The sequence below is a fragment of the Modestobacter roseus genome (assembly GCF_007994135.1).
In the GTDB taxonomy this organism is placed as follows: Bacteria; Actinomycetota; Actinomycetes; order Mycobacteriales; family Geodermatophilaceae; genus Modestobacter; species Modestobacter roseus.
The window spans coordinates 897065-914762 of record NZ_VLKF01000001.1 but is presented as its reverse complement, the minus strand read 5'-3'; the positions used below and the strand labels follow the sequence as shown (position 1 = coordinate 914762).

The following is a 17698-nucleotide window of genomic DNA, read 5'->3' as shown; positions in this document are numbered from 1 at the left end:
CCGCTGGGTCGCGACGGGGTCCGCCGGGCCGTGCCGGGGCGGAACGGGGGCGGGGGTCCTGCTGGTGGCACGGATCAGTTCCCGGGGGTCTGGGCGTTCTGCGGGGCGGTGTCGTTCGGGGGTGGGCTCGCGTCCTGCGGGGAGACGGTGTCCTCGGTGGTGGTCGTGTCCCCCGGCGAGGCGGGTTCGGGGGCGGGTGCGGGGACGGCGGTCCCGACGAGCACGGAGGTGCCGTCGGGGGAGAGCACGAGGTGGCCGGCGGAACCGGGCGGGACCAGGCCCTCCTCGGTGGCCGCGCGGGCCAGCTCGGCTGCACTGTCGGCAGCGACCACCCGCTGCTCCAGTCGAGCGACCTCCTGGGCCTGCTCGGCGTTCGCCGTCCGCTGGCGGGTGGCCTCCAGGGAGTCGACGGCGATGGCGGTGTTCAGCAGCAGCAGGCCCAGCGTGGTGGCCACCAGCAGGCCGACGACGAGGAGCACGAAGGGCGCGCGCCGGCGGACCGTGCGGCGTGCCGGTCGCGGGACGGGCCGGGAGGCCCCGGCGTCCCCGGGCACCAGCCGAAGCTGCGGCCGCGGCACCGGACCGCTGCGCCGGGAGGGCGCGGTGCGCGGCACCTGCACCGGCCCGGTGGTCGCGGTGCGGGCGCGGGGCGCGCCGGCGCGGCCGGACGTCGTCCGGGCGGGGGCGCTCACCCGGCCCTCCGGACCCGCTCGGCGGCGCGCACCCGGGCGGAGGCGGCCCGCGGGTTCGCCGCGACCTCCTCGGCCCCGGGGGCCTCGCCGCCCCGGGTGACCAGCCGGAGCACCGGGGCGTGCTCGGGCATGGGCACCGGCATGCCGGGCGGGGTGCGGTCGACCGCCTCGGCGGCGAGGGTCTGCTTCACGATGCGGTCCTCGAGGGAGTGGAAGCTGATGACGGCGACCCGGCCGCCGACGGCGAGGGCGTCGATGGCGGCGGGGAGGGCACGGGTGAGGACGCCGAGCTCGTCGTTGACCTCGATGCGCAGCGCCTGGAAGGTCCGCTTGGCCGGGTGGCCACCGGTCCGCCGGGTCGCGGCCGGGATGGCGTCGCGGACCAGCTCGGCCAGCCGGGCGGTGCCGGTGAACGGCTCGCGCGCCCGCTCGCGCTCGATGGCGGACGAGATCCGGCCGGCGAACCGCTCCTCGCCGTAGACCCGCAGCACCCGGGTGAGCTCGCCCCGGCTGTAGGTGTTGACCACGTCGGCCGCGGTGCGGGGCCCGGTGGGGTCCATCCGCATGTCCAGCGGGGCGTCGGTGGAGTAGCTGAAGCCGCGGGTGGGGCGGTCCAGCTGGAGCGAGGAGACGCCGAGGTCGAACAGCACGCCCTGCACCTCGGCGACCCCGCGGTCGGCGAGCACGTCGGGCAGCTCGTCGAAGACGGCGGGGACGAGCGTGGCGCGCTCGGCGCAGCCGGCGGCCGCGATCCGGGCGGCGGCCTCGGCGCGGGCGTCGGGGTCGCGGTCCAGGCCGATCAGGCGCAGCTCGGGGTGGGCGCGCAGCAGGGCCAGGGAGTGGCCGGCCAGCCCGAGGGTGCAGTCGACCAGCACCGCGCCGGGGCCCTGCAGGGCCGGGCCGAGCAGCTCGGTGACCCGGTCCAGGAGCACCGGCACGTGCACGGCCGGGCCGACCGCGGCGGGGTCGCCGGTGGAGTCGCCGGTGGAGTCGCCGGGGGCGGTGCTCATCGACGGCTCCTCTCCGGCGCTCGGGGTCACGGTGGGTCTGGTGGTGGCTGGGTGGGGTGGGGCGCAGTGGGGGCGGTGGAGCGGAGTGGGGCCCTGGTGGGCACGCGGTGGGCGTCCACCCGGGCCCGCCGCCCCGCAGGGCTCGCCTGGCGCCGGGGAAGCGGTACCAGGTGGAGCCCTGCCGGGGCGGCTCGGGCGGGTGGTGCCTGCGCGGGTGGTGCGGTGCGGTCGTGCTGTGCACGGGTGGTGCGGTGCGGTCGTGCTGTGCACGGGTGGTGCAGGACGTCGAGCCGGGGGGAAGTCGGCTCGCTGTCCGGTGGCCCGAGCCGGGGGGAAGCCGGCTCGTGACCCGGTGGGTCGAGCCGCGGGGAAGTCGGCTCGGCCCGGTGGGTGGTGCAGGTCTGTGGTGCGGGCGGGTGGTGCGGTCGGGGGTGGGGGCCGGTGGGGTGCTGACGGGCTCAGGAGAGGGTCGGCATCCCCTCGCTCTCCATGGCGGCGAAGACGGCCTCCTGCTCGGCCACGTAGGCGTCCCAGGTCGTGCTGTCCCAGATCTCGAACCGGGTGTCGACGCCGACGACGACGACGTCGCGGTCCAGGCCGGCGTACTCGCGGAGGCTGGCCGGGAGGGTGATGCGGCCGGTCTTGTCCGCCTCCACCTCGACCATCGAGCCGAAGCTCATGCGCGCGTGCATGCGGGCCGCGTTCGTGTCGGAGGGGGCCATGGCCTTGAGGGCGGCGCTCTGCTCGGCGACCCGGGCCATGGTGAGGCCGTAGACGCAGCGCTCCTGGCCCTTCTTGATCACCATGCCGCCGGCCACCAGCTCGCGGTAGCGCACGGGGAGGGCGAGCCGGCCCTTCTCGTCGAGGCGCAGGGGGTAGCTGCCGACGAACACCGGATCACCCCCCGCATCTGTCCTCCTGTGGCTCTGCCGGATCCCATCCGTGGTCCCGGCCTCCCCATCCGGCGACACATTAACCCACTGGCCCCCACTGGACACCACTTCGTGCCGTGTCGGCCCCTCCGCTCCACCGACCCCCACCGGGCTCCCCCGACCACCCGGGCTCCCCGCCTCGCTGGCCGCCGACGCCCGCCCGCGAGCTGGGCACCCCTCGGCGGCGCTTCGCACGTACCGTGGGCCGGGTGACCGAGGGCACCCGGGAGCTGGATCCCACGACGACCACCGGGGGGCCCGGGGACCCGCTCCCGGCGACGCCGACCTCGACCTGGACGTGGCGGCCGCCGGCGCGCAGCTGGCCGCCTCGATCAGCCGGGTGGTGGAGGGCAAGCCCGACGTCGTCCGGCTGGCCCTGGCCGTGCTGCTGGCCGAGGGCCACCTGCTCATCGAGGACGTCCCCGGCGTGGGCAAGACGACGCTGGCCAAGGCGCTGGCCCGGTCCATCGACGGCACCGTGCGCCGGATCCAGTTCACCCCGGACCTGCTGCCCAGCGACGTCACCGGCGTGGCCGTCTACGACCAGGAGAGCCGCGCCTTCGAGTTCAAGCCCGGGGCCGTCTTCGCCAACGTCGTGGTCGCCGACGAGATCAACCGTGCCTCGCCCAAGACCCAGTCGGCCCTGCTGGAGTGCATGGAGGAGCGGCAGGTCACCGTCGACGGGGTCACCTACGAGCTGGCCCGGCCGTTCATGGTGGTGGCCACCCAGAACCCGCTGGAGATGGAGGGCACCTACCCCCTCCCCGAGGCCCAGCGCGACCGGTTCACCGCCCGCGTCTCGATGGGCTACCCGGACCGGGACGCGGAGCTGGCCATGCTCGACGAGCGGTCCAGCACCGACCCGCTGGGCGACCTCACCCCGGTCATCGACGCCGCGGGCGTCCGCGCCCTGGTCGCCGCCGTCGGCCGGCTGCACGTCGCCGAACCGCTGCGCCGCTACGTCGTGGCGCTGGTGGAGGCCACCCGCCGCTCCCCCGACCTGCGGCTGGGCGCCTCCCCCCGGGCCGGTCTGCAGCTGCTGCGCGCCGCCCGGGCCACCGCCGCGCTGGCCGGGCGCGACCACGTGCTCCCCGACGACGTCCAGGCGATGGCGGTGCCGGTGCTCGCCCACCGGCTGCTGCTCAGCCAGGACGCCGCGATGGCCCGCCGGGACACCCAGCGGGTGGTCACCGACCTGCTCGCCACCGTCCCGGCCCGCGGCCGCTGAGCCCGACACCCCCCGAGGTCACCCGGTGGCACGCACCCGGATCGGCGACGCCGTCTCCTCCCTGACCCTGCGCGGCCGCTGCCTGGTCGCCGCCGGGGTCACCCTGGCGCTGCTGGGCGCGCTCCTCGGCGAGCGGACGCTGCTCCAGCTGGCGCTGTTCGTCCTCGCCCTCCCGGTGCTCTCCGCGGTCGGGGTGGCCCGGCAGCGTTTCCGGCTGGCCTCCCGCCGCTCGGTCACCCCCGGCCGGGTGCCCCGCGGCGACGACGCCTCCGTGCTGCTGGAGGTCACCAACACCGACCGGCGCCCCGGCGGCCTGTGGCTGCTCGCCGAGCAGGTGCCCGCCGAGCTGGGCGCCCGGCCGCAGTTCGTCGTCGAGCGCCTGGCCGCCGGGGTCACCGCCGCGCTGCGGTACCGGGTGCACGGCGGCCGGCGGGGCCGGTTCGCCCTCGGCCCGCTGCGGCTGCGCCTGGTCGACCCCTTCGGCCTGGTGCTGCGCACCGCCGCCGGCGCCGACACCGCCGCCCTGGTCGTCGTCCCCCGGGTGCGCCCGCTGTCCGGCGCGGGGCCGCTGGCCGGCGTCGGCGGCAGCGGTGGGGAGGGCGCCCGCCGCTCGATCGCCGTCCACGGGGAGGACGACGTCAGCACCCGCGAGTACCGCCACGGCGACGACCTGCGGATGGTGCACTGGCGGGCCACCGCACGCACCGGTGAGCTGATGGTGCGGCTGGAGGAGCGGCCCTGGCGGGCGTCGGCGACGCTGCTGCTGGACTGCCGCTCGACCGGTCACCTGCTCGGCGGGACGGCGGCCGGGCCGGCCGGTGACACGGCGCCCCCCACGGACACCCTGGAGTGGCTGATCGAGGCGGCGGCGAGCATCGGCAGCCACCTGATCGGCCGCGGCGCGGGGCTGCGGGTGGTCACCGAGGCCGGTGAGCTGCGCCCGGCCACCGGCGCCCGCGGCCTGGGGGCGGGCGAGCTGCTCGACTCGCTCGCCGAGCTGGCCCCCTCCCGGCACAGCGGCCTCGAGCCGGGGCTGCAGGAGCTGCGGCGGGGCGGGGACGCCGGTCCGGTGGTCGCCCTGCTGGGGCTCCTGGGCCCGGACGACGTGCAGGCCCTGGCCCGGGCGCGCTCCGGGCCGGGCACCGACCTGGCCGTGCTGGTCGACCCGGAGAGCTGGCTGGACGCCGGCGCGGTGCGCGGACGGCGGCCGCTCGCACCGGCGGCCCGCGCCCAGGTGGTCGCCCAGCAGCAGCAGGCCGCCGACCTCCTCGCCGCGGCCGGCTGGCGAATCGCGCTGGCCCGGGCCGATGCCGGTGTCGAGCAGCTGTGGGAGACCCTCGGCGACCCGGCCGCGCGGGTGCCGGCATGAGCCACCCTGCGTCCACCGCGCGGCCCGGACGCACCGCGCCACCCAGACCCACACCGCCACCCGAACCCACACCGCCACCCGAACCGACACCGCCGCCCGAGTCCGTCGGGACCGCCCTGGCCGCGACCGCCGCCGTGGCGCTGGGGAGCCTGGCGCTGGCGCCGGTGTTCGCCACCCCGGGGTGGCTGCTCCCGGTGCTGTTCGTCGTCGCCGCGGTGGGGCTCGGTGGGGTGGCGCTGCGCGCCGGGGCGGCGCGGCTGCCGGGCTCCGTGGCCCGCCGGGTGCGGCCGCTGGTGCCCGTCGGCCAGCTGGCCCTGGTGCTCGCCGCCCTCACGGTCGTGTTCGCGCCGGGCGAGGCGTGGGCCGGGGTGCTGCCGACCCCGGGCAGCGTGGCGGAGCTGGGCGGCCTGCTCGCCGACGGCACGGAGGAGATCCGCGAGCAGGCGACGCCGGCGCTGCCGCTGACCGGGCTGGTGGCGCTCACCGCCGTCTTCGTGGCGCTGGTCGCCGTCGCCGTCGACCTGCTCGCCGTACCGGCCCGCCAGCCCGCCCTGGGCGGCCTCGGGCTGCTGGTCCTCTACTGCGTGCCGGTCAGCACGATCACCGGTGACGTCGCGCTCGTCGCGTTCCTCGGTCCGGCCACCGGCTTCGCGCTGCTGCTGTGGGCCGACCAGCGCGCCCGGCTGACCACCGGCGCGCGGGCGGGCAGCGGCGCACCGCTGGGCACCGGCACCCTGCCGGCGCTGCGCACCGGCGCGCTGGCGCTGGTGCTCGGGGTGCTGCTGGCGGCCGTCGTCCCCACCCTCGGGGAGGGCTCGCTGGCCGCCCGCTGGGGCACCGGTGGGCAGGGCACCGGCACCGCACTGGACCCGGTGGCCGAGATGCGCGGGCAGCTGAACCGGCCGTCCCCGATCGACCTGCTCAGCGTGCGCGCCGACGGCGACCTGGGCTACCTGCGCTCGGTGGTGCTCGACCGCTTCACCGCCGACGGCTGGGAGCGGAGCAACGCCGACGGTCAGCGCTCCATCGCCGGCGACGACTCGCTCGCGCCCCTGCCGAGCGGGGTGGCCCGGGAGCGGGTGACCGCCCAGATCACCAGCGTCGGCCACGACGACCAGTTCCTGCCGCTGCCCTACTCCCCGCAGGAGGTGGACGTGGCCGGCAGCGACGACGGCGACTGGCGGTTCGACCGCGCCGGCCGCACGGTCTTCGGCCGCGGCACCACCACCGCCGACCTGGCCTACCGGGTCACCGCCGACCGGCCCGAGCCGAGCGTGGCGGACCTGGCGGCGGCTCCGCCGGCCGAGCCCGGCAGCGACGGCATCGACCGCTACCTCGAGCTGCCCCCGCTCGCGCCGGCCGTCACCGACCTGGTCGAGCAGCTGACCGGCCCGGAGCAGTCGCCCTACGAACGGGTGCGGGCGGTCCTCGACCACCTGACCGACCGGTCCAACGGGTTCGTCTACAGCCTGTCCACCCAGCCGGGCACGTCCGGCGACGACCTCGCCGACTTCCTGGAGCGCAAGCGCGGCTACTGCGAGCAGTACGCCGGGGCGATGGCCGTGCTGGTGCGCGCCGCCGGGGTGCCCTCCCGGGTCGTGCTGGGCTACACCCGGGGCACCGACCGTCCCGACGGCAGCCGGCTGGTCACCAGCGACGACGCGCACGCCTGGGTGGAGGTCTACTTCCCCGGGCAGGGCTGGATCCCCTTCGACCCCACGCCGATCGCCGCCGAGCGCGCCGCGGAGCTGCCGTGGGCGCCGCGCGCCGACGCTCCCGCCGCGCAGGCGGCCGCACCGGCGGCGCCGAGCGCACCGGTGCCGGCGCCGGCCGGGCCGACCGCCCAGCTGGACCGGGACGACCAGTACGTGCCCCTGGCGACCCCCGCGACGGCGACCGCGCGGGGGCCGTGGCTGGCCGGGGTGGCCGGCCTGCTGCTGGTGGTGGCGCTGGCCGCGCTCCCGGGGGTGGCCCGGCACCGCCGGCGGCTGGCCCGGCTGGCCGACGGCCGGCCGGCGGCGTTGTGGGAGGAGCTGCTGGCCACCGCCACCGACCTCGGGGTGCCGGTGAGCGGCAGCGCCACGACCCGGCAGCTGGCCCGGCAGGTCACCGGGCGGGTGACCGGCCCCGGCGGCGCCTCGACCGGCCCGATCGAGGCGCCGCGGGTGGTCGAGGCGCTGCGGGAGCTCACCGAGGCCGAGGAACGGGCCGTCTACGGCCCCCCCGCGGCCGGGCCGGCCGACCCGGAGCTGCGCGCGGCGCTGGCCACCGTGCGGCGGGCGCTGCTGCGCAGCGTGGGGCGGCGGCAGCAGGTGGCGGCGGCGCTGTGGCCGGCCTCCACCCTGGCCGACGCCGGCCGCTGGGTGGCCGGGCGCGTGCCGCGCCGCCCACGCTCGGCCTGACGGGCCGGCGCTCGCTGGTTACGGTCGTCGCGTCGGCGAGCACGCCGGCCCACCCGACCCCCGGAGTGCCTCGTGCGCGAGATCGCCGTCTTCGCCGGCAGTGCCCACCCCGAGCTGGCCGAGGAGATGTGCGCCCAGCTGGGCGTGCCGCTGCAGCCGGTGCGGCTGACCCGGTTCGCCAACGACTGCCTCGAGGTGCAGCTGCAGGCCAACTGCCGGGAGCGCGACGTCTTCCTGGTGCAGCCGCTGGTGACCCCGGTGCAGGAGAACCTGGTCGAGCTGCTGCTGATGATCGACGCCGCCCGCGGGGCGTCGGCGGCCCGGATCACCGTGGTCATGCCGCACTACGCCTACGCCCGGTCGGACAAGAAGGACGCGCCCCGGATCTCCATCGGCGGCCGGCTGATCGCCGACCTGCTGGTCGCCGCCGGCGCGAGCCGGGTGCTGGCGATGACGCTGCACTCCCCGCAGGTGCACGGGTTCTTCAGCGTGCCGGTCGACCACCTGCACGCGCTGCGGGAGCTGGCCGACCACTTCCGGTCCCTGGACCTGTCCCGCACCACGGTGGTCTCCCCGGACCTGGGCAACGCCAAGGAGGCGGCGGCGTTCGCGCGCCGCCTGGGCGTGCCGGTCGCTGCGGGCGCCAAGCAGCGGTACGCCGACGACCGGGTGAGCATCAGCGCGGTCATCGGCGAGGTGGCCGACCGCGACGTCATCGTGCTGGACGACGAGATCGCCAAGGGCAGCACCGTGCTGGAGCTGATCGACCGGCTGCGGGACGCCGGCGCCCGGTCGATCCGGGTGGCCTGCACGCACGGGCTGTTCACCGCCGGGGCGCTCGATCGGATCGGCGCGCAGCCGGACGTGCTCGAGATCGTCTGCACCAACACGGTGCCGGTGGGTGCTTCGGAGAAGCTGACCGTCCTGTCGGTCGCCCCGGCGCTGGCCCAGGCGGTGCAGCGCATCCACGACGGGGAGTCGGTCAGCGCGCTGTTCGACACCGCACTGCCGACCACGGCACCCTCGACCACGGCACCCTCGGCCGCCGGCTGACCGTCGCCGGAGTCAGCGCAGCCGCCGTCCCGGGGGACGGCGGCTGCGCTGGTGGACGGGGTCGCTGCGGCTACTGGTCGTAGCGGCGGCGGAAGCGCTCCTCGAGCCGGTTCTTCAGCGGCTGGCGCGCGGCCTTGCCGGGCTTCCCGGGCTTGCCGCGGCTGGCCGTGGCGCCCCGGGACCGGTCGGGGCCGGGCCGGCCTCGACGGCGCCGGTGGCGGCCTTGTAGTTCAGCACGCCGAGTGCGGCTCCACCGAACGCGATCAAGGACCCCAGCACGCCGACGACGACGTTGTTCAGGGCCACGCCGCTGACCATCACGCCCAGTCCGACGACGACCAGCAGAGCACCCAACTGCACCTTGCGGCGGGCCTTCTGCCGGCGGTCACCGGTGCGGACGGTCGAGGCGAACTTCGGATCGTCGTCGACGAGGGCGCGCTCGATCTGCTCCAGCAGACGCTGCTCGTGCTCGGAGAGCGGCACGTCGACCTCCAGGTGCGCAGTACACAACCCAACGACGACAGTCCGCCGGTGGTGGCACCGAGGATACGAGCCGTTTGCGGGGTGCGAAAGGCGAGCGGCTCCCGACACACCCGGGAGTGCGGTGATCATGCCCCCGGAGGCCGCTCGGGACGGTCAGCGAGGGGTCCCCGGTCCCTGTCGCGGCCCCGGTCGCGGCCCCTCCCCCGGCGCCGTCCGGGAGGTGGCCGGGCGCTCACCGGGCGGCCGGGTGCGACCGAGCAGGGTGGCCGGGCGGACGGCACCGGCCCCGAAGCGCCGGGCGGCCCGGTCGGCGGCCAGCTCGGCGTCCCGGCGGCCGTGCTCCCGGGCACCGAGCTCCAGCTGGCGGGCGGTTCCCTCGGCCTCCACCAGCCCCTCGGCCCGCACGCCCACCAGCCGGATCCGGGCCCGGTCCAGCCCGAGGGCGTCGAAGAGCGTGCGGGCGGTGTCGTACAGCTCCTGGCCCACGTCGGTCGGGACCTTCAAGGTGCGCGACCGGGTGATCGTGGTGAAGTCGGCGAAGCGGACCTTGAGGGTGACCGTGCGGGCCAGGTGGCCGGTGGAGCGCAGCCGCCCCGCGGTCCGCTCGGCCAGGTGCAGCAGTTCCCGGTGCACCACCGCGGGGTCGTCGACGTCGGTGCCGAAGGTCTCCTCGGCCCCGGTGGACCGGTCGGGCTCGTCGGGCACCACCCGGCGCGGGTCGCGCCCCCAGGCCAGCTCGTGCAGGTGGCTGCCGGCCGCCTGACCCACCGCCCGCTGCAGGGTGCGGGCCGGCACGTGCGCCAGGTCGCCCACCGTCTTCAGCCCCAGGCGCAGCAGCACCTCCTCGGTCTTCGCGCCCACACCCCACAGCGCCCCGACCGGCAGCGGGTGCAGGAAGTCCATGACCTCGGCCGGCGGCACCACCAGCAGCCCGTCGGGCTTGGACCGGGTGGAGGCCAGCTTGGCCACGAACTTGCTCCCGGCCACCCCGACCGAGCAGGTGATCCCCTGCTCGTCGAAGACCCGGCCCCGGATGTACTCGCCGATCTGCACCGGCCCGCCCAGCCGGCGACCGGCGCCGGAGACGTCGAGGAACGCCTCGTCCAGGCTCAGCGGCTCGACCAGCGGGGTGACGCTGCGGAACAGCGCCATGACCGAGCGGGAGACCTCGGCGTAGAGCGCCAGGTCACCGGGCAGCACGGTGGCGGTCGGGCAGAGCCGCAGGGCACGTGACGTCGGCATGGCGCTGTGCACCCCGTAGGCCCGGGCCTCGTAGGTGGCCGAGGTGACCACCCCGCGGTTGCCGGCGCCGCCGACGATCACCGGCGTGCCGGCCAGCTCGGGGTGCCGGCGCACCTCGACGCTGGCGAAGAAGGCGTCCATGTCGACGTGCAGCACCGTGCAGCCGGCAGCCCGATCGGACACTCCGTGACACCCCTCACCACCCCGCGCCCCCGCGCACCCGGCACCCGGCACCCGGCACCCGCCCGACGGCCGTCTTCCCCGCGACCGTCGAACACCTGTTCGACAGGGTAGCGGGTCAGTCGGCTCCCAGCCGGCAGGCGAGCCGGTCCAGGTCCGCGCCGAAGCCCAGCCGCGCCCGGGCCACCCGCCGGGACGACGTGCGCACCGGGGCCGCCGGGCTGCGCAGCACCACCGCTCCCCCGGCGACGAGCGCGTCGACCAGGCCGTGGTCCTCCCCGACCAGCAGCGGCGGGAAGCCACCGGCGGCGAGGTAGGCGTCCCCGCGGACGCCGAGGTTCGCGCCGTGCACGTGCGGGTGGACCGCGTCCGGGGCACCCCGCCACGCGGTGTAGGCGGCGGTGAACTCCGCCTCGGCGCCGGGCGGGAAACCGGACCAGTCCTCGACGGTCACCGTGCCGGCGAGCGCGTCCACCCCTGCCGCGGCGGCCGCCCGGTGCACGACCAGCCAGTCGGCGGGCACCCGGCTGTCGGCGTCGGTGCAGGCCAGCCACACCCGTCCGGCCGGCACCCCCTCCTGCCGCGCGGCGTGCAGCACGGTCCGCGCCCCCAGGTCCCGGGCCGCGCCCACCCCCCGACCGGCTCCGGGCACGACGGTGACCCCGGCGGCGTGGCCGACGGCGGCGGTGCCGTCCGTGCACCCGTCGGTCACCACCAGCACGCGGACGGCCACCCCGGACAGCTCCGGGTGGGCGGCCGCGGCCGCGAGGGCCGCCAGGCACCCGGGCAGCAGCTCCTCCTCGTCCCGCGCCGGCACCACCACCCCGAGCAGGTCGACCCCGCTCACCACAGCTGTTCGGCGGCCGCCACCGAGGCCGCGCGGACGTCGTCGGCGCCGGCCACCACCCAGCAGTCCAGCAGCAGGTCCGGCTCCTCGTGCGCGGCCACCCGCGGCCAGGGCAGCGCCGCGCGCAGCGCCTCGTGCACCGCGTCGCCGGTCTGCGGGTACTCCGCCACGGGGTGGCGCCAGTGCACGGCGAGCACGGTGCCGCCGGGGCGGACGGCGCCGGGCACCTGGGCCAGGAACCGCTGCAGGTCGGGCTGGTCGAGGTAGTAGAGGACCTCGGAGAGCACCAGCAGGTCGACCTGCGGGAGCGGGTGGTCCGGGACGGTGGCCTGCTCGATCCGCACAGAGCCGGCGCCGGCGACCCGGCGGGTTGCCCGTTCGACCGCCGCGGCGCTGGCGTCCCACCCGGTGAGCCGGTCGCACCGGTCGGCCAGCCGGGCGGTCAGCTCCCCCACCGAGCAGCCGACCTCCAACCCCTCGGCGTAGCGCTCGCGCGGCAGCACCGCCGTCGTCAGGGCGTACTTGCGCCGCTCGTACCACCGGGCGCGCATGGACCAGGGGTCCTCGGCCGCGGCGTACATGGCGTCGAAGAAGGACGGGGGCAGGGTCACCGGAAGAGCACCTCGCAGTCGCGGTCGAAGTGGGCCAGCACCTCCGGTGGCAGCACCACCCGGTCGGCCGGGTCCGGGCCCAGCGGCCGGACCTGGGTGGTGAACCGGGCCACCGCGGCCCGCTTCGCCGCCCGCACCCCCTCTGGCAGGTCGACCCGGTGCGCCGCGTGCCAGGGCACCCGGGCGTCGTCCGGGGTGGCCCAGTGCCACGTCCAGACCGGGTACTGCCACACCGGCACGCCGAGCGCGCGCCCCGCGGCCACCGCCGCCCGGCCGACCGCCTCGTGGTCGGGGTGTGCATCCCCGGTCCACGGCGCCAGGACGGCGTCCGCCCCCTCGACCGCGGCGGCCAGCGCGGCCGTGAGCTCCGGCTCCCGCGCGGCCAGCCCGGAGTCCGGCAGCGCCAGCCGGGTGGTGGTGGCCGCGACCCCCAGCTCGGCCAGCGCGTCCCGGGTCTCGGCCACCCGCCGGGTGGCCAGCTCCGCCGCGGAGAGCACCGCGCTGCCCGGATGGCTGCCCTCGCCGTCGGTGGCCGCGACCAGGTGCAGCGCGATCCCCGCACCGGCGAGCAGGGCCAGCACCCCGCCGGCGCCGAGCACCTCGTCGTCGGGGTGGGCGGCGCAGACCGCCACCCGGGTCCACGCCGGGTCGGGCACCCACCGTGGCCAGTCCTGCGCCGGCAGCCACGCCGCCCAGGTCACCTCGTCGGTGCCGGGTGCGGCGATCCGGTCCTCGGGTCCCGTCACCGGGCGGCCCGCTCGCGCACCAGGGCGCCCAGGGCGGCGAGATCCCGTTCCCCGTGGTGCTGGCGCAGGTAGACGGTGAGGTCGGCGACGCGGGCGGCGTGCTCGGCGTCGTGCGCCAGCGGCGCCGCCCCCAGCGCGCGGCCGACGGTGCCGAGCACCTCCTCCCCGGCCCGGGCGGCGAGCGCCCGCAGCCGCTGGGCCCGCAGCTGGGCCGTCCCGGCCCGGTCCAGCGGGTCGGCGTCGACCTCCGCCGCAGCTCCCCGCAGGGCGGCGTCCACCCCGGCGAGCAGCACGTCGACCGCGCCGACGGCGGCGTCCCGCAGCGGGTCGGGGCCGCGCCGGACCGCGGCGGCGACCAGTGCGGCCGCGACGCCCCGGGCGCCACCGGCCCAGACGGCGGCGACGCCGATCCCGCCGTGCCAGAAGCCGGGCCGGGCCAGGTAGGCCCCGGGACCGCCGACCGGCCGGACCGGGACGTCGTGCAGGTGCACGTCGGCGGTGTCGCTGCCGGCCATCCCGGCGCCGACCCACGCGGTCGGGTCGACCCGCACCCCCGGGTGGTCCAGGTCCAGCAGGAAGAGCCGCCGTCCGTCGTCGGCGGTCGCGGTGACCAGCGCGGCGGTGAGGACCCCCGCACCGGAGCACCACCGCTTGCGGCCGGTCAGCTGCCAGCCGCCGTCGTCGGTGGGGGTGGCGGCGACCCGGCCGTCCGGCGGCTCGGCCGCCCACACGCCCAGCCGGGCGCCGTGCGGCGTCTCGGGCTCCCCCAGCTCGGCGAGCACCGCGACGGCGTCCGCGTGGCCTTCGGCCAGCCGGGCCAGCGGGAGGTCGCGCTCGGCGAGGGCGGCCAACTGCCGCCAGCGGTCCAGGGTCGCCCCGGCGCCGGGCAGCGGCGGGGACCACCCTGCCTCCAGCAGCGACCGGAAGGACGACGCGGTCCGCGCCACCGGGTCGTCGGCGCCGGTCCCTGAGGTGATCATCACCGGTGATGATGCCGCACTCCGTCGTCCCCTACCGGATGTCGTGGCACCGGGGTCGGGCCACCGAGGTGTGGCGAGTCGATCATCGCGGTAGAACTGGCCCGGGGCCGCCGACCGGCGGCCGCGACTCGACGATCGGAGGAGCCATGGCGCTCGACGACGAGGACATGACCAGCACCGAGGGCCCGGCCGACTCCGGTGCCGGTGAGGGCACGCCCGGCCAGCACGACGGCGGTGCCGACGGCGGCGCCGAGGGCCCCGCGGACAGCGGAGCCGGTGCCGGCACGCCCGGCCAGCACGACGGTGGCGCGGACGGCGGTGCCGACGGCGGTGCCGACGGTGGCGCCGACGGCGGGGCCGAGGGCCCGGCCGACTCCGGTGCCGGCGGCGGCACCCCGGGGCAGCACGACGGCGGCGCGGACGGCTCGGCCTGACCGTGCTCGACCCTGAACCGCAGTACCGGGCACCGTCCTCCCCCGTGGAGGGCGGTGCCCGCTCCCCGGGTGCCCGCCCCGCGCTGCGCCGCTGCATCGCCGTCGACCCCGACGTCTTCGCCGCCGAGCACTGGTCGCGTCGCCCGCTGCTGTCCACCGCCGCCGAGCTGGGCGGCACCTTCACCGACCTGCTGAGCCTCGAGGCGGTCGACGAGCTGCTGAGCACCCGCGGCCTGCGCACCCCGTTCCTGCGCATCGCCAAGGACGGCGCGGTCGTCGACGCCAAGCGGTTCACCAGCCCCCAGGGCGCCGGCGCCGAGGTCGCCGACCAGGTCTCCTCCGACGCGGTGCTCCGGCTGTTCGCCGAGGGCAGCACCGTCGTCCTGCAGGGGCTGCACCGGCTGTGGCCGCCGCTGATCGACTTCGCCGGCCAGCTCGCCGCCGACCTCGGCCACCCCACGCAGGTCAACGCCTACGTCACCCCGCCGTCCTCGCGCGGCTTCTCCCCGCACTACGACGTGCACGACGTCTTCGTGCTGCAGGTCGCCGGGGAGAAGCACTGGACCATCCACGAGCCGGTGCTGCCCGACCCGCTGCGCACCCAGCCCTGGACCGACCGGGCCGCCGAGGTCGCCGCCGCGGCCGAGCGCCCGCCGGTGATCGACGCGGTGCTGCGCCCCGGCGACGCCCTCTACCTCCCCCGCGGCTACCTGCACTCCGCGGTCGCGCTCGGGGAGATCAGCGCCCACCTGACCGTCGGGGTGCACTCGGTGACCCGCTGGGGCGCGGTCGAGTCGGCGCTGGACCTGGTGCGCACCCTCGCCGCCGACGACCCCGCGCTGCGCGGCTCGCTGCCGCTCGGCGTCGACCTGGCCGACCCCGCGGCCACCACCGAGGACGTCGCCGCGGTGCTCAGCGGCCTGCAGCGCTGGATCGGCGAGGTCGACCCGGCCGCCGTCGCCGACGCCCTCCGCGCCCGCACCTGGGCGCAGGTGCGCCCGGCGCCGGTGTCGCCGCTGGCCCAGTCGGCCGCCGTCGCGGCCCTGGACGGCGAGACCGTGCTGCGTGTACGACCGCTGCTGCGCGCGCAGCTCCGCGAGCCGGTGGGCGACCGGGTGGCGCTGGTCGCCGGCCGGCGCACCCACGACCTGCCGGCGAGCACCCACGCCGCCCTGGCCGCGCTGCTGGCCGCGGGCGAGCTCAAGGTCGGCGACCTGCCCGGGCTGGACGCCGACGACCAGCTCACCCTGGCCCGCCGGCTGGTGACCGAGTCGATCGCGCTCGTCCCCGACGCCCGGGCCGACGCGCCCGCGCGCACCGGCGGGCACGATGGGGGGCATGACGCCGTCGGTGGGTGACCAGTCGCCCGCCCGCCGTCCCGCCGGGCGGCTCGACGAGGGCCGCTGCTCGGTGCAGGCGCTGGTGCGCGGTGATGCACCGACGGCCACCGCGCCGCCGGCCCGGCGCTGGCTGCTGGTCGAGCAGCCCGGGCCGTGGGGGCGGGACGCGCTGCTGGAGTCCCGGTTCGACCAGGCGGTGGCCCCACGACTGGCGGCCCGCGCGCGGGAGGCCGGCGTCCGGGTGCAGCTGGTGCGGCGGCCCGGCGGGCGGCTGGCCGACACCGGCCGGCGGTGGGCGCTGGCCGACACCACCCCGGGGGTGGAGACGGTGCGCTGGGCGACCCGGGAGACCGATGCCGAGCTGCTCGAGGTGCCCTGGGACGGCTCGGTCGGCGAACCGACCGACGTCCCCTCGTACCTGGTCTGCACCCACGGCGCGCACGACGCGTGCTGCGCCGTGCGGGGCCGGCCGCTCACCCAGGGCCTGGTCGCCGCGGGGGCGGCGGAGGTCTGGGAGACCAGCCACCTCGGCGGGGACCGGTTCGCCGCCAACGTGCTGGTGCTGCCCACCGGGCACGTCTACGGGCAGGTGCCCACCGACGGCGTCGAGCTGGTGGCCGCCCACGCCCGGGGCGAGGTCGCGCTGCCGTGGCTGCGCGGCCGGTCGGGCTGGGCGCCGGCGGCCCAGGCCGCCCAGCAGCACGCCCGGGCCGAGCTCGGGCTGCTCGGGGTCGGCGACCTGCCGCTGGTGCACCTGACCCACCTGCCCTCCCCGGGCGAGGGGGTGGAGCGCTGGGCGGTGACCCTGGGCTCGCCGGACGGCGACGTGCGGGTCACGATCGAGAGCCGCCGCTCGGAGGTGGCCGCGCTGACCACCTGCCGCGCGCTGCGGCCGGCGCACTGGCGCACCTGGCACCCGATGTCGTTGCAGGTCACCGCTCCGGCGGCCTGATCCTCAGCGGAGCGCGCGACCGCGGGCGGCCAGCAGCGGGATCGCCAGCTCCGCCGAGGTGAGCGAGCCGTGGTAGGCGGCCAGCAGCGCCGCGTGCGGTGGCTCGGTGGCGCCGGCGGGGAAGGCCCAGGTGCCCCGGGCGAGGACGACGACGTCGCCGATCCGCTCGACGACCGCCGGGTCGACCGGGCCGAACACGCCGGCGGCGGCGGCCTCTTCGCGGCCGGCCACCCAGGCGCGCTCGCCGAGCACCTCCCGCCAGGTGGCCAGCACGTCGTCGGTGGCGCCGGGTTCGGTGTGCACGTAGCGGGCCCGCGGCTCGCCGGTGAGCAGCCGGATGCCGTCGGTGAGCGCCGGCTCCTCGGTGACGTCCAGCCGGGTGTCACCGGGGACGTCGACCATGCCGTGGTCGGCGGTGACCAGGAGGACGGCGTCGTCGGGGAGGCCGGCGGCCAGCTGCTCGACCACGCCGTCGACGACGGCGAGCTGGGCCCGCCAGCTGGGCGAGTCGATGCCGCGAACGTGCCCGGTGAGGTCGAGTTCGGCGGTGTAGGCGTAGACGAGGCTGGGCTCCCCGGCGGCGAGCGCCCCGTGCACCAGGGCCACCAGGTCACCGGGGCTGTAGGCGGGCGTGTAGTCGGCCCCGCGGTAGGCCGCCCGGGTCAGCCCGGAGCCGGCGAAGGAGTGCGGGCCGACCGCCGTGCACCGGACCCCGGCGGCGGTGGCCTGCTCGAAGACGGTGGGCCGGGACTGCCACTGCCGCGGGTCGGGGTCGTCCTTCCACTGCACGTGGTTGAGCGTCCGCCCGGTGCCGGGCACCTCGGTGACGAAGCCGAGCACCCCGTGGCTGCCCGGCGGCAGCCCGGTGCCCAGGGTGGTCAGGCTGACCGGGGTGGTGCTGGGGCAGGGCGCGGACAGCACCCCCGCGGGGGTGCCCAGGGCGTTGAGCACCGGGGCGGTGTCGGGGTGGGCGGCGACCAGCTCCGCGCCGAGCCCGTCGACCAGCAGGACGACGACCCGGCGGGCACCGTCGAGGGCCTCGGTCAGCCGGAGCGGGTCACCGGGCAGGTCGCCGCGCTGCACCGGGACGCCCAGCGCGGTCGCCACGCTGGGCAGGACGTCGGCGAGGGTGGCGCTGCCGTAGGCCGGGACCGTGAACTCCGCCGGCAGGGTGTCCGACGGCAGGGTCATGGCGCG

17 protein-coding genes are annotated in these 17698 nt (G+C 77.7%); 7 read left to right on the top strand and 10 right to left on the bottom strand.

Annotated elements, in window-relative coordinates; all coding sequences use genetic code 11:
* Window positions 1-74 precede the first annotated feature (74 nt).
* From ftsL to mraZ, 3 genes are all read right to left on the bottom strand, one after another.
* Window positions 75-692, bottom strand: coding sequence for a cell division protein FtsL (gene ftsL, locus JD78_RS04385; protein WP_153357001.1), 618 nt, complete (start codon window positions 690-692; stop codon window positions 75-77).
* Window positions 689-1702 (bottom strand): 16S rRNA (cytosine(1402)-N(4))-methyltransferase RsmH, encoded by a 1014-nt coding sequence (gene rsmH, locus JD78_RS04380; RefSeq protein ID WP_228394922.1) that lies wholly within the window; start codon window positions 1700-1702, stop codon window positions 689-691. Before rsmH ends, ftsL begins: the two co-directional genes overlap by 4 nt.
* Before the next feature lie 458 nt (window positions 1703-2160).
* The gene (mraZ, locus tag JD78_RS04375; protein ID WP_153357004.1) at window positions 2161-2595 is read right to left on the bottom strand and encodes a division/cell wall cluster transcriptional repressor MraZ; all 435 of its coding nucleotides are present in this window, start codon (window positions 2593-2595) and stop codon (window positions 2161-2163) included.
* A gap of 337 nt (window positions 2596-2932) precedes the next feature.
* Here mraZ and JD78_RS04370 point away from each other — a divergent pair, with 337 nt between their 5' ends.
* From JD78_RS04370 to JD78_RS04355, 4 genes are all read left to right on the top strand, one after another.
* Window positions 2933-3862, top strand: coding sequence for an AAA family ATPase (locus JD78_RS04370; protein ID WP_243730970.1), 930 nt, complete (start codon window positions 2933-2935; stop codon window positions 3860-3862).
* A 25-nt stretch (window positions 3863-3887) separates the two neighbouring features.
* On the top strand, window positions 3888-5231 hold the full coding sequence (locus JD78_RS04365; RefSeq protein ID WP_153357007.1) for a DUF58 domain-containing protein: 1344 nt from the start codon (window positions 3888-3890) through the stop codon (window positions 5229-5231).
* A gap of 134 nt (window positions 5232-5365) precedes the next feature.
* Complete coding sequence (locus JD78_RS04360; protein WP_243730969.1) at window positions 5366-7633, top strand: transglutaminase TgpA family protein; 2268 nt, start codon at window positions 5366-5368, stop codon at window positions 7631-7633.
* Between the two features lie 72 nt (window positions 7634-7705).
* Window positions 7706-8686, top strand: a complete 981-nt coding sequence (locus JD78_RS04355; RefSeq protein WP_153357010.1) for a ribose-phosphate diphosphokinase — start codon at window positions 7706-7708, stop codon at window positions 8684-8686.
* A 114-nt stretch (window positions 8687-8800) separates the two neighbouring features.
* Here JD78_RS04355 and JD78_RS04350 read toward each other — a convergent pair whose 3' ends face one another.
* The 6 genes from JD78_RS04350 to JD78_RS04325 form a co-directional block, all read right to left on the bottom strand.
* A complete protein-coding gene (locus tag JD78_RS04350) occupies window positions 8801-9169 on the bottom strand; it encodes a DUF3040 domain-containing protein (RefSeq protein ID WP_166520971.1) in 369 nt (122 codons plus the stop codon).
* A 153-nt stretch (window positions 9170-9322) separates the two neighbouring features.
* The gene (gene dinB / locus JD78_RS04345) at window positions 9323-10594 is read right to left on the bottom strand and encodes a DNA polymerase IV (RefSeq protein ID WP_228394925.1); all 1272 of its coding nucleotides are present in this window, start codon (window positions 10592-10594) and stop codon (window positions 9323-9325) included.
* Between the two features lie 115 nt (window positions 10595-10709).
* A complete protein-coding gene (locus tag JD78_RS04340; protein WP_208103986.1) occupies window positions 10710-11438 on the bottom strand; it encodes a glycosyltransferase family 2 protein in 729 nt (242 codons plus the stop codon).
* Entirely contained in the window at window positions 11435-12049 is a 615-nt protein-coding gene (locus tag JD78_RS04335) for a class I SAM-dependent methyltransferase (RefSeq protein WP_153357016.1), read from the bottom strand. Before JD78_RS04335 ends, JD78_RS04340 begins: the two co-directional genes overlap by 4 nt.
* Complete coding sequence (locus tag JD78_RS04330; protein ID WP_153357020.1) at window positions 12046-12795, bottom strand: PIG-L deacetylase family protein; 750 nt, start codon at window positions 12793-12795, stop codon at window positions 12046-12048. The genes JD78_RS04335 and JD78_RS04330 overlap by 4 nt, the downstream gene beginning before the upstream one ends.
* On the bottom strand, window positions 12792-13775 hold the full coding sequence (locus JD78_RS04325; protein WP_153357023.1) for an acyl-CoA dehydrogenase family protein: 984 nt from the start codon (window positions 13773-13775) through the stop codon (window positions 12792-12794). The genes JD78_RS04330 and JD78_RS04325 overlap by 4 nt, the downstream gene beginning before the upstream one ends.
* A 146-nt stretch (window positions 13776-13921) precedes the next feature.
* Between JD78_RS04325 and JD78_RS04320 the strand changes: the two genes are divergently transcribed.
* From JD78_RS04320 to JD78_RS04310, 3 genes are read left to right on the top strand one after another with little or no spacing between them, the layout of a single operon-like run.
* Window positions 13922-14209, top strand: a complete 288-nt coding sequence (locus tag JD78_RS04320; protein ID WP_153357026.1) for a hypothetical protein — start codon at window positions 13922-13924, stop codon at window positions 14207-14209.
* A 44-nt stretch (window positions 14210-14253) separates the two neighbouring features.
* Window positions 14254-15567 (top strand): cupin domain-containing protein, encoded by a 1314-nt coding sequence (locus JD78_RS04315; RefSeq protein ID WP_243730968.1) that lies wholly within the window; start codon window positions 14254-14256, stop codon window positions 15565-15567.
* The gene (locus tag JD78_RS04310) at window positions 15548-16501 is read left to right on the top strand and encodes a sucrase ferredoxin (RefSeq protein ID WP_228394926.1); all 954 of its coding nucleotides are present in this window, start codon (window positions 15548-15550) and stop codon (window positions 16499-16501) included. Before JD78_RS04315 ends, JD78_RS04310 begins: the two co-directional genes overlap by 20 nt.
* A gap of 3 nt (window positions 16502-16504) precedes the next feature.
* Here the strand turns inward: JD78_RS04310 and JD78_RS04305 are convergent, their stop codons facing one another.
* Window positions 16505-17692 carry an alkaline phosphatase family protein gene (locus JD78_RS04305; RefSeq protein ID WP_153357035.1) on the bottom strand — a complete coding sequence of 396 codons (1188 nt, stop codon included), beginning with the start codon at window positions 17690-17692 and terminating at the stop codon, window positions 16505-16507.
* Window positions 17693-17698 lie beyond the last annotated feature (6 nt).